Genomic DNA, 15,546 nt, shown 5'->3' on the forward strand with positions numbered 1-15,546 from the left:
GACATAGATTAGCGGGACAACAACCTTGGAGGTGCAGGTTTGACAGCCGTAACCCGGAAATCCCAAAAGCATAAGCATTGTAAACGCAAGATTATTTGCCGTCATAAAAGAAAACCTTGCAGAATTAGTATGACGGATGCTGAGTTTGCACGTTTAATTAGTATCTTGGAAGGCATCAATAATGAGCTTCCAACAGCGCTTACACACATGGATGCCGAGCATAATCGTGGGTTAATGATGCAAAATAGCCGGCTGATGGACTTTGTAGGGAAATCCGGAATGTGCCGCAAAAAGCTGCTTCTGAAGCTGATTGGAGATTTCATTGATCTGCTTCGAAGAATAGAAGTGTCTATCATTGATAAGGTTATTGAACAGCAACTTATTATCAACGAGCTGTTTATTATCATGGAGACCGTTAACTTAACGACTGTGCAGCAAAATACGTTTAATACAATGATCAATCAAATTAATAATACGATTAATATTTTTGAAAAGCAGGGGCCTACAGGTCCGCAGGGGCCTACAGGTATTCAAGGTCCAGTGGGGCCGCAAGGTGTGCAGGGTATACAAGGTCCGGCAGGAGCTCAAGGACCTCAAGGAGAGCAAGGACCGGCCGGAGCATTCTCGCCTGCCTATGCCAACATTTATGACAATGCGGCGCAAACATTAATCAACGGTCAGGCTGTTCGGTTTAATCAATTTGATCAGCCGTCATCCGTTATGGCAGGTGGAATTATAGCCACGGCTACTTCTCTGACGGTACCGACTGCAGGCGATTATACAACAGATTGGAGCGTTTCCTTCCTGCCGCCGCCAACCCATTGTGCATTTGGGATTTTCATTAATGGGGTGTTACATCCGGCGACCACTTCAGGGCTTGCTGTCACAGATGGTCAGCAAGTTAATAATGTAGGGGCGACTGCCATTGCACGATTAGCTGCGGGTGATGTAGTGGAGCTTCGTGCTCTTATACCGCCAACAAGTACACAAGTCGCGATCAATATAAGCGCGGTCATCCAATATCCGCCGTTTGGCGGGGTGGCAGACCAGCCAATTGCTAGTGCGTCGTTGAGAATCATTAAGTTAACTGCCTAATAATAAAGAAAGCGCTGGGATGAACATGGCATCCCGGCGCTTTTATTCGTTGTCGTGGACAAGCTTACGAATTCGTTAGCCAATCTGGAAAAAGCACCTAGTCCCTTTGATCCCATACGAGTTATTTGGTTTGGGCTTATGTTGACGCATAGCCAGAGCATATGCTATCTTTGAATTCGTTACTTGTTTAGTAAATTAGTAAATAAGTATGGAGGAGATGATCAAACAATGGAAAAGCAACGCAAGAGAGAACTAGGAACAGCCTATTCGCAATCTTTTCGTCGGATGGGCGTCTATCAAATTCGGAATGTAGAGAACGGCAAAATACTAGTATTAGGCAGCATGGATCTTGATGGGGCGAAAAACCGATTGGCCTTTATGCAGCAGACAAATATGAACACTGTATTTGAATTACAGCAGGATTGGAACAAATATGGTGCCAGCTGTTTTGTCTTTGAAGAGCTGGATTCAATCAAGCCACGCGAGGAGCATCTGAACGACCGTTCCGAGTTGAAAAAATATCAGGCGGAAGTCGACGCACTCCTTGAGTTATGGATTGAGAAGCTTCAGCCTTATGAGCAGATTGGCTATAACCGCCGGCCTCGGGCCAATTAGATTTAAATATAATAACCTTCAGAAAGCGAAGCCTGTCACATAGATTGACAATTCTCTCTCTAATCGTTAACCTATCAACGAGCAGGAGGTGTGATCTATGTTGACTTATACGGACGAACAATTCGAAGGTATTGATTTCAGCGGACAAGACTTTAGGGAATCCGAGCTGACCCGCTGTACATTTATTAAATGCAAATTTATCAATACCTCCTTAGAGGAAGCTTCAACATCGAGCTGCAGATTTATGGAATGTGATTTCCACGGCGCCTTGCTCAATGCTTCTATTCACACGGAGTCGGCCTTTACGAACTGCCGCTTTGAACATGCGAATCTGTTCGTAACTAATTTTTCATTTTGTAAAATGACAGGCTCTGACTTCACAGGCGCAGAGTTGAATGGGATTACGATTGTACAAGGCGATTGGTCGTATACGAATTTAAGGCATGTTAAATTGGATAAGCAAAATTTGAAGGAGGTTCGTTTCGTAGAGGCGGATCTTATGGGTGCGTCACTTGAAAAAGCCGATCTTCGTAAATGTGATTTCACAGGTGCGAACTTGACGCAAACCAATCTGAGCGGCGCTGATCTGCGAGGGGCGGAGCTGGAAGGTGTACCATGGCAAGCGCTTCATGTGAAGGGCGCACGGATGGACACCGCACAGGGGATTATGCTGCTGAGGTCGCTTGGCGCAAAGGTAGAATAACGATTCGTAAACAAGGGGATAAACGAGTATGGCGGAATCCGCAGGCATCACCAGTTTTCTGGAGACAGTTGATGTAGAGTCAGGCGAGCGCCGCATCCTGGCGCAATTCGATTATTTAATCGAAGCACCCAACTGGACAAGCGATGGCAAAACATTTATTTATAACAGCAAGGGCAGGATTTATTGTTTTGATATCGCTTCAGGTGAAAGCAAAGAGATCTATTCTTCTTTTGCCATTCATTGCAATAACGATCATGTCCTCTCTCCTGATAACTCGGAATTGGCTGTGAGTCATCATACGAAGGAAGATGGGCAGTCTCGTATTTATATTTTCCCACTGGATGGTGGAGATCCAGTATTGGTTACACCAATGGGACCAAGCTATCTGCATGGTTGGTCGCCTGATGGGCATACACTTGCATATTGTGCGGAACGAAAAGGCCAATACGATATTTATACGATTCCAGCGATTGGCGGCGAAGAAGTACAGCTGACGGATACCCCAGGCCTTGATGATGGTCCGGAATATTCGCCGGATGGCAAGTATATTTGGTTCAACTCGGTTAGAACGGGTCTGATGCAGGTATGGCGGATGAAGGCTGATGGCAGCGAGCAGACACAAATGACGTTTGACGAGAGCAACAGCTGGTTCCCGCATGTATCGCCTGACGGTCAGGCGGTTGCCTATATTACCTACCAGAAAGGCGATGTTGAACCAGGTGATCACCCGGCGAACAAGCATGTGGAGATCCGCCTAATGTCAAGCGTTGGCGGTAAATACCGCACGCTTGTTCAGCTGTTTGGCGGGCAAGGGACGATCAACGTCAACTCCTGGTCACCAGACAGCAAGCAGCTTGCTTTTGTGAGTTATCGATTGGACAAATAATTGTACATGGAAGCTGCCTGCTGTCTGATTCGTGGATGACAGCAGGCGGCTTTTTCATATACAGCTATTGTTGTTTAGTTAATGAACCAAAATCCGTAACCTTTATGTCGTAGGTGAAGTTGACCTTTGAACGGCTGAACGTTTCATCCCAATCCTCTTTCACCTGCTTCCAGACAGAAGGGTACACAATGGCAAGACGGTGACCGAATCCGGCAACATCTACTTTATATATGGATTGCAGCTTGTTCATTAGCGCTTGTACCATTTGGGTCAATTTCTCCTCAATAATCTGACTGGTTTTCTCAGCATAGTAACTTGTAGAAGGGATGTTATTTTTGTTCCAGGTTTCAATGAGGCGTCCTTCCACAGCGAGATGAACCTTAAAGGATATTTTCCCGTCATTCACATGGGGGGTGATTTTGCTCTTCATCGATTTGATTTCATAAGTTAACGGTTGGTTGTCCCAGTCATAGGCTTTAATCGATCCAGTTTCCCCTTTTTGTGTAATCCAAGCGAGACACTCCGCATCTTCTTGATTTAAGTTTCCGATCCAATGACCGGAAGCTCCTTTTATGATGCCAGCCCCGGAAAATTCCAATTCCCCGCCTCCTGATACAATATTCTGCAAAACAAAGCTTTTCTTCGTTTTCATCAATGCATCTAATTTGGATAGAGTAACGGAATCAAGCACTTTGCTGGTTCTCAGTTGATTTCGGTACATGCCCGTAATATGGAAGGAAGGTACTTCATTGGGCTCACTAGATTCTAGTGTTTCCTTGGCTTCACCCTGACTGATATACACCTTGGTGCTGGGACGAATATCGTTGTCACGCAGGACAAAGTCAGTTACCTGCTCAATTGTTTGTTTTCTCAGCAATTTAGAGGAAATGACAATGACCTTAAGATGGTGTCCGATAATTGGCCGATCAAGACGGATAGAGAACTGGCGGAAGATTTCCAGTATGGAATCACCACTGCCAGAGACATTGAGATAAGGTTTATTTGTACCTGTATTGTTTTTGTCTTTAGTGCCTATGGTTTTCATCGGAACAATCTGGAGGGTGGTCATTACCTTATTGTTCTTGGAATATTCCGCACCTTTCGCTTCGAACTCCTTCTCGATAGGAGCCGGTTGTCCAATATCAAGCGCTATGCCGGTGTACATGGCAAGATCTTCGATTTCTTTACTGCTCCAACAGCCCGTCAATACGAAAGGAAGGAGAAGATATAAGAATAGGATTTTATATGTTTTATACATGTTGTTTTAATCCCTTTTTCCGTATGATCCAGATGAACGAGAGCAGAACAGGCACCAGCACAAACAGTGTTAGTCCTATCGTCCCGATGGCGTCACCGAGGGCAAATAAATCCTGAAGACTCCTCGGCACCATTGCCGCCAGGAAGATTATAGGAACCATAACATAGATGACAGGAGTAACCGAAAATTTAAATAATTGAGATATCCCGAGAGAGGCCTGGAAAAAGAAACTGCAGAAATTGCAGAACATTTGCATCAGCCAAATAACCATTAACGGAAATTCCAATCGTTCCACAAAAAAACCTGTGTATTCAAAGCTTCTAATCAAGTCTATCGTTGGCCAGGTACTGGTGATGACCGAATCTATGGAGAGACCACCTATAACGAAGACGATCGTAAGAAAATATAAGGCGAATGGAATCGCAATGCCTCCCATCATCGCTTTGACAGCTTGGTTGGGATGCTGCATAAAGGCAACCAGAGTCATGACAACCTCCGAGCCCGTATAGACCAAGACAGAAGACTTTAAGCCATGAAGGACTGGGAGAACGCCGTTGCCGAGAACAGGGCGAAAATTGTTGATATCGAACAAACGAAGGCTAAATCCGTAAGAAGCGAGCAGCACTAATATGGTGATCGGGAAAATGATTTGAAAAACCCGGGCGATAGAATTAATGCCACCTAAGACCAAATAAGTGCCTACCCAAATAAATGGAAGAATAACAGCCCAGATTGGCGTACCTTCCAGTAGGAAGAACAGCGTAACCTCTGCGAGAGATCGGATCTCAAAGCCCGCGATCATGATAAAATAAACGACTAGCAGCAGACACAGTAATTTGCTGGGAAACTTCCCGGCAATTTTGCGGGCGTACTGAAAGACTGTCTGCCCCGGAAACTGTTGAGATAATTTGACCATGAGAAGAATAGCCAGCATGACGATGATACCGCCGAGCAGAATAGTTACCCAGGAATCAGGAGTCTTCATTGCTTGGGTAATGTAACGGGGCATGGTGAGAATTCCGGCGCCAAGCACCGTATTCGTTAGGAAGACAGCCGCTTGCGAAGTCGTGATTTTATCATCTGTACGATTGAACAAGGTAATCCTCCTAACGATATCCTTATGATTTTCGTTTGCTGTCCTTTGTCTTCAGCATAGCCGGTCTCCGCTTCATCAGGGAGAGAGGGGCACGGAAAAAGAGATCCTTCCAGTCCGTTGCCCGAAATGGAGATGCCGGAGTGAGATAAGGAACACCAAAGCTCTTTAATTTGGTCAGATGACTGCACAGCAACAAGAAGAATAGAACCGTTCCGAACATCCCGAGGAACGCTGCGAATAACATACCTAAAAACCTCAGGAGGCGAAGCGTGACTCCAGCGCTGTAGGTTGGAATCGAGAAGGAGGAGATTGCAGTTACTGCTACAACGATGACGAGGAAGGGACTAACAATCCCCGCTTGAACGGCTGCGTCACCGATAATTAGACCGCCAACAATGCCCATGGCAGGTCCAATTGGCTTCGGTAATCGAATCCCCGCCTCCCGTAATATTTCAATGGAGACTTCAAGGATGAGTACTTCGATCAGCGCGGGAAATGGAACACCCTGCCTTGTCTCGATAATGGATAGAGCAAGCTCGGTCGGAATCAGACCGGGATGAAAGGCAATTAACGAAATATAAAGAGCAGGACCCATTAAAGCCACGAATGCAGCTCCAAAACGCAGCATCCGCAGCAGTGAGCCCGGTATCCATCGCTCGTAATAATCCTCAGGAGTTTGAATAAGCATGCTAAAGGTAACGGGAACGATTAAAGCAAAAGGAGTTCCGTCCAGCAAAATAGCAATTCGTCCTTCCAGTAAAGCATTGATGACCCGGTCGGGACGTTCGGTATTCTGAACTTGTTGAAAAGGGCTTAAATAGTTATCTTCGATTAATTGTTCAATATATCCGGAATCAGCAAGGAAGTCTGAATTCAGGTTACTGACTCGAGTTTGAACCTCCTGAAGCAGATCAGGATTAACGATATCCTTCATGTAGGCAAGTACAAGATCCTTCTGTAATCGTGTACCAACGCGATAGCTTTTCATCTCCAATTGGTCGCTAAAACCTTGGCGGCGCAGCATAGACGTGTTTTCGCTCAATACCTCTGAGAAACCGAGTCTTGGACCTCGAATCAAAGCTTCAGACACAGGCTCCTCAATCGAACGGTTAGCCCCGTTGGGAAACTCTATCAGCAGGCCATACGGCATGCCTTCGATAAGTAGACCAGCATGTCCGAACAGTACAGAGCGATTAAAGTTGTCGATATCGGAAATAGTGGACAGGCTGCTGAATGGAAGCAAATCCTCAGCTTTGCTTGGATCGGCCAGCAAATCGTCTGTTGCCTTAAACATTAAAAATTCCATAATCTTCATATTAAGAACTCGTTCATTTTGCATGCCATTTACGCAAAACAGTGTTCCTCGCGTATTCAGCTTTGTCAACGGAAGTTCTCTGGTATGTAAGTCGCTATTGCTGCCAATTTTCGTATGAATAGCATGTAAATCGGACTGGTAATCTCCACTGAAAGGTGTGGCGGCAGGAGTGGAGTCTAAATTTTGATCCGTAGTATTGGTGTCAATGCTCCTGCCACTTCCAACGAAAGAACGAAGCTTTTTATACATCCTCGAGGCCATGATTGGAACAAGGAGTGCAATAACAGCCTGACAAAAAACACTCCAGTTCGGGATATGATCAACGATGGAAGACAGGAAAGACAAGGATGTATTCCTCCCTAAGCTGCATTTAACTACTGTGTCTTTCAAGTTTTCCAAAGTTTGCTTGATTTTAGTCACAAAGCAATAATAATTAACCGGAAGTTGTCAGGTGGTCAAGGAAGGAAACCTTCATATACTGGATAAATGTCCGGACATGATAGGCCATCATATCTTCCTTCCGATAAGCCAGACAGATATGGCGCTGCTGGACTTTCCCAGGTAAATCGCGAAGGACAAGCTCCTTCGACTCTACTTCTCTTGTTACACTCCGCCATGGAAGAATACCAACACCAATGCCATGCTTGACAGATTCCTTGATCGTCTCAATAGCCCCAAGCTCCATGCCAACCTGCCATTGCAGTCCGTTGTCTCTAGCCCACAGATCGGACAGCTCCCTGGAAGTCGAGCCATGCTCATGCAGAAGGAAGGACTGCGTTCTAAGATCCTCGATTGTAATGTGCTCTTGCTGGGTGAGCGGATGGTTAGACGGCAGAACCAGCTTCAGATCATCATCTGCAAGCGGGATAATCTCCACGTCATCCAACGGTCGTACGATTAACGATACAATCGCAACATCAATGTCGAATTCCTTCAGCAGCTTCATAACGGTTCCGGCTTTCTTTACCGTCATTTGCGGCATTACCTTCTCATAGCTGGCTTGAAAAGCAGCCAAATAAGGCGGCAGGAAATACGTTGCAGGCGTATAACTGGCACCTATTTTTAATTGTCCACGTCCTTGCTCCCGATGCTCCTTCATCAGTTGGCTGGATTCATCCAGCAGGGCACAGATCCGTTTGGCATAAGGAAGAAGCGTTTGTCCTGCATCGGTCAGACGCAGCTGCCGGGGGTGTTTATAGAACAGCTCCACACCTATTGTTTCCTCGAGTTTTTTCAAATGAAAGCTTACGGTTGGCTGCTTGAGCTGAAGCTCTGCGGCTACCTCTGTTAAGGTGGATAGACGTGCTGCATGTGCAAATACGCGTAGCTGCTGGATATTCATCTTGGGTTCATCTCCTCATCTCTTCTTGCCATACTATAGATAATTTCGATGAACCTATCAATATGGATAGATGTTATTTCATGTAATCTTATCATTCGCTTAATCTTCCATTTACAAAACCTCGTTAATCTGAGAATGAAAGAAGAAGATACTGGAGGGGTAAGAGAAATGGTAAATGGATATAAAATGAAGGGTCTAATGCTTGTCAGCGTATTGATGGCAACAGCAGCACTGTCGGCATGTGGCAACAACAGCAATAATGAGTCGAATACAGCGGCAGCTGCTAATGCTGCAGCAACTACAGAAGCAAGCACGGAGCCAACCGCTACGGAAAGCCCGGCTGCAGATACAGCTGACAAGAGTGATCCGCTTGTTGTGTATTTGAACGACTTTGATGATATCGTAAAACCAATGTTCGAAGAGAAAACAGGCTATAAGCTTGAGATCGTCTCTGGTAATGGGGCAGAGATCGCTTCCCGGATCGAAGCGGAGAAAGGTAATCCGCATTGGGATGTTGTATGGATGGACTCCATGCCTACAATCGACCAAATGGGCAAAAACGGACAGCTGTTGGACAGCTGGGCACCAGGCAATCTGGACGGCTTAACGGACTTTGCGGAAGGTCTTGTTCCAGCTAACAATACTTACTTCCCAACAGGTGAGCATGCCGCATCCGTTATCGTGTATAACACGAAAGCCTTTGACGCAAACAGCGCTCCAAAAACATGGGATGACCTGCTTGATGCCAAATTCAAAGGTGCAGTTGGTATGGCTGATCCAGCTGTAGCAGCCCCAGCTTATCCGTTTGTAGCATGGTTCTTCCAATCGGAAGGCATGGATAAAGGCAAAAGCTATTTTGACAGCCTGCTCAAAAATGATGTGCATGTGTATCCGAAAAACCCTAACGTAGCAAAAGCACTAACTGACGGTGAGATCAAAGCAGCAGCTTTGCAAGAGAGTAATGCGTACACCCTCAAAAATGCAGGTGAACCGGTTGATATTATTTGGCCAGCTGCAGGTGCTCCTGCATCGGTACGTGTAGCGGCGATTCAAAAAGAATCCAAGCATCTGGATGCTGCAAAAGCATTTGTTGAATTCCTGCTTGATCCGGCAACCCAGCAGGCATTAATTGATAAAGGTGATGAAAGCTACTTCGAACCATCCGTAAAAGGAGTTAACGCCAAGGCTGATCGTGCGGCAGATGCGAAGCTGGTTGTGGCAGAAGCGGGCTGGGCTGGCGAGCATGAAGGCGAGATTAAGCAATGGTTTGCGGATAAAGCGGTCAAATAACGTGAGGTTCCGATACCCATCACAAGGAAACCGGACTGGCTGGCTCGTGCTGGCCGTCCTTTTCCTACTTATATTACTGCCGCTAATTGCTGTTGTGATCCAAGTACTCCTGCCGGGAGTATTTTTTGGTCGTTTGAAGCTCGGGAATTTATCACTGCTGCTTGATGTGTTCCGACGGCCGCTTTGGTATGTGTCATTCAAAAACTCCGTTACTCTGGGAATAGGCACTACGGTTCTGGGGACGATTGTTGGGACAGCCATTGCTATGGCTCGTGCCAATTGGGCGTTCCGCGGCGCACGGCTGCTGGATTTTGCGGTGTGGATTCTAATCATTACGCCGTCATTCATACTGGCGCAAGGCTGGGTTATGTTTGCATCAGCTGACGGACTTGCCGCACAGTGGTTTGGCTGGCAAAGTCTGCACTCGTTTATTTTCCAGCCGATTGGACTTATTTTCGTCATGACGCTTAGTAAGTTTCCGCTTGCTTATTTGACGGTCTATTCCGCCTTAGAGTGGAGAGTTGACCGACTCAGTGAGGCGGCGCGTTTATCCGGAGGATCGAGATGGACGGTATGGCGGACGATTGAAGCTCCGCTGCTGCTTCCGGCTATTTGCTCGGGTGCGATGCTTGTTTTTATGGATACCGTAGGCGACTTTGGTCTGCCGGCATCGATTGCAACGATTTTCCGCTTTCCGACCTTGCCATACTCGATTTATTCGGCTCTGTATACATCACCGATCCGGTTCGATATGGCCGGGGCGTTATCTTTTTATTTGGTACTCTTAATTGCACTCGCGATGAGCGTTCAGCTGTATGCGATGCGCAAGTCCCGGTATGATTTCTTATCATCACGGGCTACTCGATCAGAACCGAAAAAACCGCGTAAAGGCGGGATTTATCTCATTATCGGCAATATCGTTTTCCTAGCTGTTGTGATTGGTATTCCATTTGGCTCCAACCTGCTCACGTCTATATCCGGCAGTTCATCCGCAGGCAAAGGGCGGGAGCTGACGCTTGATTATTATAAAGCTTTGTTCGGTGGAGATAATGAAACCTTGCTCGAAGGGCTTGCCCATTCCCTAGAGATTGCTGCAATAGCGGCTGTTATAGGTCTACTAGTTGGCTTCCTTGTCGCATACGTTTTGACCTATTCGCAGTTCAAGCTTCGCAAGACGATTGATGTGATTTCGCTTGTGTCACTGGCCGTGCCGGGGATTGTACTAGGAATCGGCTACATCTTCATCTGGAATCAAGCATGGCTGGAGAAAATCGGACTCTTGCTTTACGGCACGCCGTGGATCCTTATCCTGGCTAGTGTAGCGGGGGTTATCCCGGTCATTACGAGGGTTGTTATTGGAGCGATGGCCAAAGTACCAAGACAGTTATTGTCTGCAGCGCAGATGCAAGGTGCTTCCTTCCACCAGAGGGTAATTTCCATTCTTGTTCCCTTAATTAAAGGAGCGCTTCTCTATGCTGGTCTTGCCGCATTTGGCGCAAGCGTATTCGATCTGGCGATCTCCTCCATCTTGTATCCGCCTAACTTCATGACACTTCCAGTCGTCATTAACAAGGCATTCGAGGATTTGCAGTTTGGATACGCGGCAGCTGCCACGCTGACGGGCGGGGGTATTGTTATTCTCATTATTGCTGTGATGGAGCTGCTCATAAAACCTTCAAGAAAGCGAGTAAAACAATGACCAACACAATATTAGAAGTTGAACGACTGGGGAAATCCTATGGCGGCTCTCATATGGCTTTGCGAGATATCAATTTCTCTGTAAAGCAGGGCGAAATAATTAGTGTGCTTGGACCTTCCGGCTGCGGCAAATCAACTTTGCTTCAGCTTATCGCGGGGTTGCAGCAGCCGGATGAGGGGGAAATCCGCCTGCGTGGAGCAACAGTGGCAACGGTATCGCGATTAGTTCCGCCAGAGAAACGTGGAATCAACATGGTATTCCAGGACTATGCGTTATGGCCGCATATGACGATCTACGATAATATTGCTTATGGTTTACGCAGGCAAAAGATCCCTGCAGCCGCAATCCGCGAACAAATCGCAGAGCTGGTGGCGCTATTGCATCTGGAGGGTCTTGAGGATCGGCTTCCGCCGCAATTATCCGGCGGTCAGCAGCAGCGTGTTGCGATTGCGCGAGCGCTGGCGACAAAGCCTGATCTGCTGCTGCTTGATGAGCCATTGTCTAATTTGGATATGAGGCTCCGCATCGAGATGCGCTCCGAGATGGCTTACTTGCTCCGTCAGCTTGGTACGACGGTATTCCATGTGACACATGATCCAGATGAAGCATTTGCGATGGCAGACCGGCTTATGATTATGCGTGCTGGTGCTGTTGATCAGATTGATCGTCCGCAGGTTTGTTATGACCGGCCGGCCACTTTGTCAGCAGCCATGCTGCTTGGCGCAGGCAATCGATTAAAGAGTAAGCTTGTCCGTCATGGTGAGCATGCGACGGTTCGAATTGCCGAGCATGAGATTGTTGGAATTTCGCCTGGTTATTCGAAAGCGGAAGGAGCAGATTCTGTTGATCTGCTGTTCCGTCCGGATTCAGCAATTTGGCAGTCAATTCCTTCGACGCAGGCCAATCATCTGCCTGTTCATATCCTGCATAGTGTATTTGAAGGTAAACGTTGGAGGGTGCTGGCGAAGACCGCAGATGGTCAGCCGATTTCATTCCTAAATGACGATTATTTGGATGCGGGTATGGAAGGCAGCTTGCATATCAGCGCATCAGATGCTTTTGTATTCCCTCAGCAATCTGCATAAAGCTTAAAGTTGAAGAGACAGTTGTACTGTACCGATTGGAAGCGGTCTGTACAACTGTCTCTTTTATAATCCGTTCAGGCTTAACACCACATATTAGAAGAAATAGTTTGGCTGCTGAAAAAATCCGAATGGCTGCGGATACGGCTGCGGGAATTGCTGTGGATGATGTTGTGGTCCATAGGGATATTGGGGGTAGGGCTGCTGCTGTTCCTCCTGCTCACGCGGCATGGGCTGCGGCTGGCAATTGGCAGGTGGTCCAATGATGACCGTATCGGTGATTGGCGCTAATGTATCTTTGACCATCTGTTCGTTCAGGCAATAAGTATGGGCGAACACGCCAGGTGGGGTCAGGCGAAGCATATCGGATAACCCAATAAATTCGGGTACAGGAGCGTCGAAGATGGCAAGCAGATGCGTGTTATCGACTGTAGCGATTTCATAATGCATCCAGCCTTGCGGGATGTTGGCTACTTGGCCAGGCTGAATCGGGATATTAAGCAATTGTTTAGTGAAGGGGTTGATCAGCGATACGACAGCAGAACCTGAAATACAATAAACGAGCTCAGATGCGTTCTGATGGATATGAGGCTCCACAACATTTGATCTGCTGAGGTAAATATCAAGCAAAGATACATTGCCAAGTGTATTTAACTGTTCAAACGACAGCGTATTGATGAAGTTGCGGTTGTCTTTTTTGAAAGTTGTATTTTTGTTAACGTCATACCAAAACTGCACATTAGGGGAAGTGAAATCCATATAGGATACCGCCACTAGTTCTCCGCCTTTCTTTTAAAGGGCATAAGGATTGAAGACTAATGGGATATCCTATGCATTCGCCCGGCATGACGTCCGCCTATTTCAGGTAAGATTTGCCTGGATACTTGACGACTGGCCACTTCTCCTTACGTAGAGCATTCAATAATTCAGGTCCAACATGCAGGTTATCCCGTACGAGATCCTTTGGCGTAAGCGCCATCCACTGGTTCAGGGAAACATCCATAAATCGGTCGCTCTTGAACATTTCAAGGAACCATAAGGATTGATCACCTGTGTTCTGAATGTAATGCCCATAGGCAAAAGGGACATAGCCAACATCCCCAGCCCGATAATCAAATGTTCTGGCAGCTCCATTGCCGGCAAATACAGTCATTCTTCCTTGTCCGGTCAAATAATACTGCCATTCGTCATTATTCGGATGCCAATGAAGCTCTCTCATTCCGCCAGGTTTAATTTCAACAAGTGCTGCGGCTATTGTTTTTGCGACGTGGAAGTTGGTTGAATCGGCGATACGAACCGTACCGCCTGGCGTAACAATTGGTGTCTGCGCGAGCAACCGGTATTTGAAGCTTTGTGGAACGGTTCCGTATGGAGAGTGAACCTGCTGGCTCTCCAGAGATCCAGGTACTTCGTCTTGGAAGATATAGAGCTGATCCGTTGGAATCGAATCAAATGCGTTCTCAGGGACGCCAAAATTGGCACATAAAACATCCTTCGGTGTATGCGCGAACCAGTCGGAAATCGATAATGTGTTCAGATCAGAGAATTTACCGTCGTCAAATACAAGCAGGAACTCGCAGCCATGCTCCAGCCCTTGAATGGAATGAGGCAGTCCTGCTGGGAAAAACCACAAATCGCCTGCCGCAATGTCAGCAATAAAGTTGCGCCCATCCTGGTCAATGGATGTTATACGTGCGCAGCCCCAAATCATGTAGGCCCACTCGGACTGCTGATGCCAGTGCAGCTCACGGACGCCGCCGGGCGTCAGATACATATTTACGCCTGCGAGAGTTGTGGCAATGGGCATTTCTCGCTGGGTAATCTCGCGGGACCAGCCTCCTTGATTAAGCTGCATATGCGTATTGGAGAACGAAAATTTCAGGTTCGGCACCAGCCCGTTATCGGTGACTGGAGGCCGCAGCATATCGGGATTCTCCAAATCCCGCATAATATCACGCGGGCCCAGATCAGGGCCTCCTGCGCAATCAATTGACCGATAAGGCTGGGGCACGACAAAAGGCTCGCTATTCCCGGCCTTAGTGCCAGTGGAAGCGTTGGAAGCAGCAGGCTGGCTATTAGAAGAAGCATCGGAATTGCTGCCGGAATTCGAGTCGTTCATACCATTCCCTCCTATTTAAGCTCTTCAAGCATGCTTATGTTGGAGAGGTTGGTTAATATGAGGCAGGCTGGCAGAAAAAAAGCCGGGCAATCTGCCCGGCCGTCACTGTATTAGAAATCGGCTGGACCCATTTTTCCATCCTGGAAGTCGACAAAGGCTTGAAATACTTCCTGGCGGCTGTTCATCACAAACGGTCCTTGCTGGAAGACCGGCTCATCAATCGGTTCGCCGCTCAGAACGATTACGAGTGTATCATCCGTTTGCCCTTCAATATGGATCACTCCGTCCGTATTTGTGAAAAGCACGAAATCTCCTTCAACAGCTTTCCTGTCTCCATTGATGACGGCGCTGCCTTTCAGTACCATGGCTGCTGTATTGTAAGTCGCGGGAAGCTCGAAGCTGGCTTTGCCACCGGCTTTGAACGAGATATCGAACAGATTAACTGGAGTGAAGGTTTGGGCAGGGCCGGTTACGCCATTAAAGCTGCCGGCGATGACACGTACCATGCCACCGTCATCGGGAAGCTCGGCATATCCCATATCTGTTTTCAGAAGCTCCTGATATTTTGGCGGATGCATTTTGTGCGTGCGGGGGAGATTGACCCACAGTTGAATCATTTGGAACAAACCGCCGCGCTCGGAGAAGCTTTTCTCATGATACTCCTTGTGCAGCAGTCCTGAGCCTGCCGTCATCCATTGCACATCGCCGGGGCCGATAATGCCGTGGTTTCCTTTGTTGTCATGATGCTCGACATACCCTTCATAAGCGATCGTTACCGTCTCGAAGCCGCGGTGGGGATGTGCGCCAACGCCTTTAACTTGAGTGCTTGGAGGGAACACGAACGGCGCATTATAATCCATCAGAATGAAAGGACTGAAGCGCTGACCGAAGTTCGTGCCTCCTGGAAAATAGTTGGATACCCGGAAGCCGTCGCCGACCATATGGACCGGAGGCCCTTGAAATACGCCTTCTACTGCACGAAATGTTGTCATGATCCAAGCACCCCTTTATCTGGATGTTGTTGTTTAGTGATTATCTTAAAATAA

General features: G+C 47.3%; 14 protein-coding genes. 7 read left to right on the forward strand and 7 right to left on the reverse strand.

The genetic code is table 11. The annotated features are described in order from the left end of the window. The first annotated feature begins 129 nt into the window (after positions 1–129). The 4 genes from AB4Y93_RS05140 to AB4Y93_RS05155 all read left to right on the forward strand — a co-directional run bounded on the left by AB4Y93_RS05140 (position 130) and on the right by AB4Y93_RS05155 (position 3,299). On the forward strand, positions 130–1,095 hold the full coding sequence (locus tag AB4Y93_RS05140; protein ID WP_441889653.1) for a hypothetical protein: 966 nt from the start codon (positions 130–132) through the stop codon (positions 1,093–1,095). A gap of 228 nt (positions 1,096–1,323) precedes the next feature. After that, positions 1,324–1,710 carry a GIY-YIG nuclease family protein gene (locus AB4Y93_RS05145; RefSeq protein WP_441889655.1) on the forward strand — a complete coding sequence of 129 codons (387 nt, stop codon included), beginning with the start codon at positions 1,324–1,326 and terminating at the stop codon, positions 1,708–1,710. A gap of 97 nt (positions 1,711–1,807) precedes the next feature. Beyond that, positions 1,808–2,413, forward strand: a complete 606-nt coding sequence (locus tag AB4Y93_RS05150; protein ID WP_441889657.1) for a pentapeptide repeat-containing protein — start codon at positions 1,808–1,810, stop codon at positions 2,411–2,413. Between the two features lie 28 nt (positions 2,414–2,441). Further along, on the forward strand, positions 2,442–3,299 hold the full coding sequence (locus AB4Y93_RS05155; RefSeq protein WP_441889660.1) for a TolB family protein: 858 nt from the start codon (positions 2,442–2,444) through the stop codon (positions 3,297–3,299). Positions 3,300–3,363: 64 nt separating this feature from the next. Here the strand turns inward: AB4Y93_RS05155 and AB4Y93_RS05160 are convergent, their stop codons facing one another. From AB4Y93_RS05160 to AB4Y93_RS05175, 4 genes are all read right to left on the reverse strand, one after another. Then, complete coding sequence (locus AB4Y93_RS05160) at positions 3,364–4,557, reverse strand: Ger(x)C family spore germination protein (protein WP_441889662.1); 1,194 nt, start codon at positions 4,555–4,557, stop codon at positions 3,364–3,366. Beyond that, positions 4,550–5,653 (reverse strand): GerAB/ArcD/ProY family transporter, encoded by a 1,104-nt coding sequence (locus AB4Y93_RS05165; protein ID WP_441889664.1) that lies wholly within the window; start codon positions 5,651–5,653, stop codon positions 4,550–4,552. Before AB4Y93_RS05165 ends, AB4Y93_RS05160 begins: the two co-directional genes overlap by 8 nt. Before the next feature lie 22 nt (positions 5,654–5,675). Next, the gene (locus AB4Y93_RS05170; protein WP_441889666.1) at positions 5,676–7,313 is read right to left on the reverse strand and encodes a spore germination protein; all 1,638 of its coding nucleotides are present in this window, start codon (positions 7,311–7,313) and stop codon (positions 5,676–5,678) included. An 88-nt stretch (positions 7,314–7,401) separates the two neighbouring features. Next, complete coding sequence (locus AB4Y93_RS05175) at positions 7,402–8,310, reverse strand: LysR family transcriptional regulator (RefSeq protein WP_441889668.1); 909 nt, start codon at positions 8,308–8,310, stop codon at positions 7,402–7,404. 168 nt (positions 8,311–8,478) lie between these two features. Here AB4Y93_RS05175 and AB4Y93_RS05180 point away from each other — a divergent pair, with 168 nt between their 5' ends. Genes AB4Y93_RS05180 through AB4Y93_RS05190 form a run of 3 tightly spaced genes read left to right on the forward strand, consistent with a single transcriptional unit; the run spans position 8,479 to position 12,384 of the window. Continuing rightward, positions 8,479–9,600, forward strand: coding sequence for an ABC transporter substrate-binding protein (locus tag AB4Y93_RS05180; RefSeq protein WP_441889670.1), 1,122 nt, complete (start codon positions 8,479–8,481; stop codon positions 9,598–9,600). 1 nt (position 9,601) lies between these two features. Continuing rightward, the gene (locus AB4Y93_RS05185; protein ID WP_441889672.1) at positions 9,602–11,299 is read left to right on the forward strand and encodes an ABC transporter permease; all 1,698 of its coding nucleotides are present in this window, start codon (positions 9,602–9,604) and stop codon (positions 11,297–11,299) included. Further along, complete coding sequence (locus tag AB4Y93_RS05190; protein WP_441889674.1) at positions 11,296–12,384, forward strand: ABC transporter ATP-binding protein; 1,089 nt, start codon at positions 11,296–11,298, stop codon at positions 12,382–12,384. Before AB4Y93_RS05185 ends, AB4Y93_RS05190 begins: the two co-directional genes overlap by 4 nt. Positions 12,385–12,477: 93 nt before the next feature. On the opposite strand, the gene AB4Y93_RS05195 is transcribed toward AB4Y93_RS05190, so the two are convergent. From AB4Y93_RS05195 to AB4Y93_RS05205, 3 genes are all read right to left on the reverse strand, one after another. Beyond that, positions 12,478–13,155 (reverse strand): cupin domain-containing protein, encoded by a 678-nt coding sequence (locus AB4Y93_RS05195; RefSeq protein ID WP_441889676.1) that lies wholly within the window; start codon positions 13,153–13,155, stop codon positions 12,478–12,480. Between the two features lie 82 nt (positions 13,156–13,237). Beyond that, positions 13,238–14,500, reverse strand: coding sequence for an oxalate decarboxylase family bicupin (locus AB4Y93_RS05200; protein ID WP_441889678.1), 1,263 nt, complete (start codon positions 14,498–14,500; stop codon positions 13,238–13,240). Positions 14,501–14,610: 110 nt separating this feature from the next. After that, a complete protein-coding gene (locus AB4Y93_RS05205) occupies positions 14,611–15,492 on the reverse strand; it encodes a pirin family protein (RefSeq protein ID WP_441889680.1) in 882 nt (293 codons plus the stop codon). Positions 15,493–15,546: the final 54 nt, after the last annotated feature.

It is taken from the genome of Paenibacillus sp. YAF4_2 (genome assembly GCF_052113225.1).
GTDB lineage: Bacteria > Bacillota > Bacilli > Paenibacillales > Paenibacillaceae > Pristimantibacillus.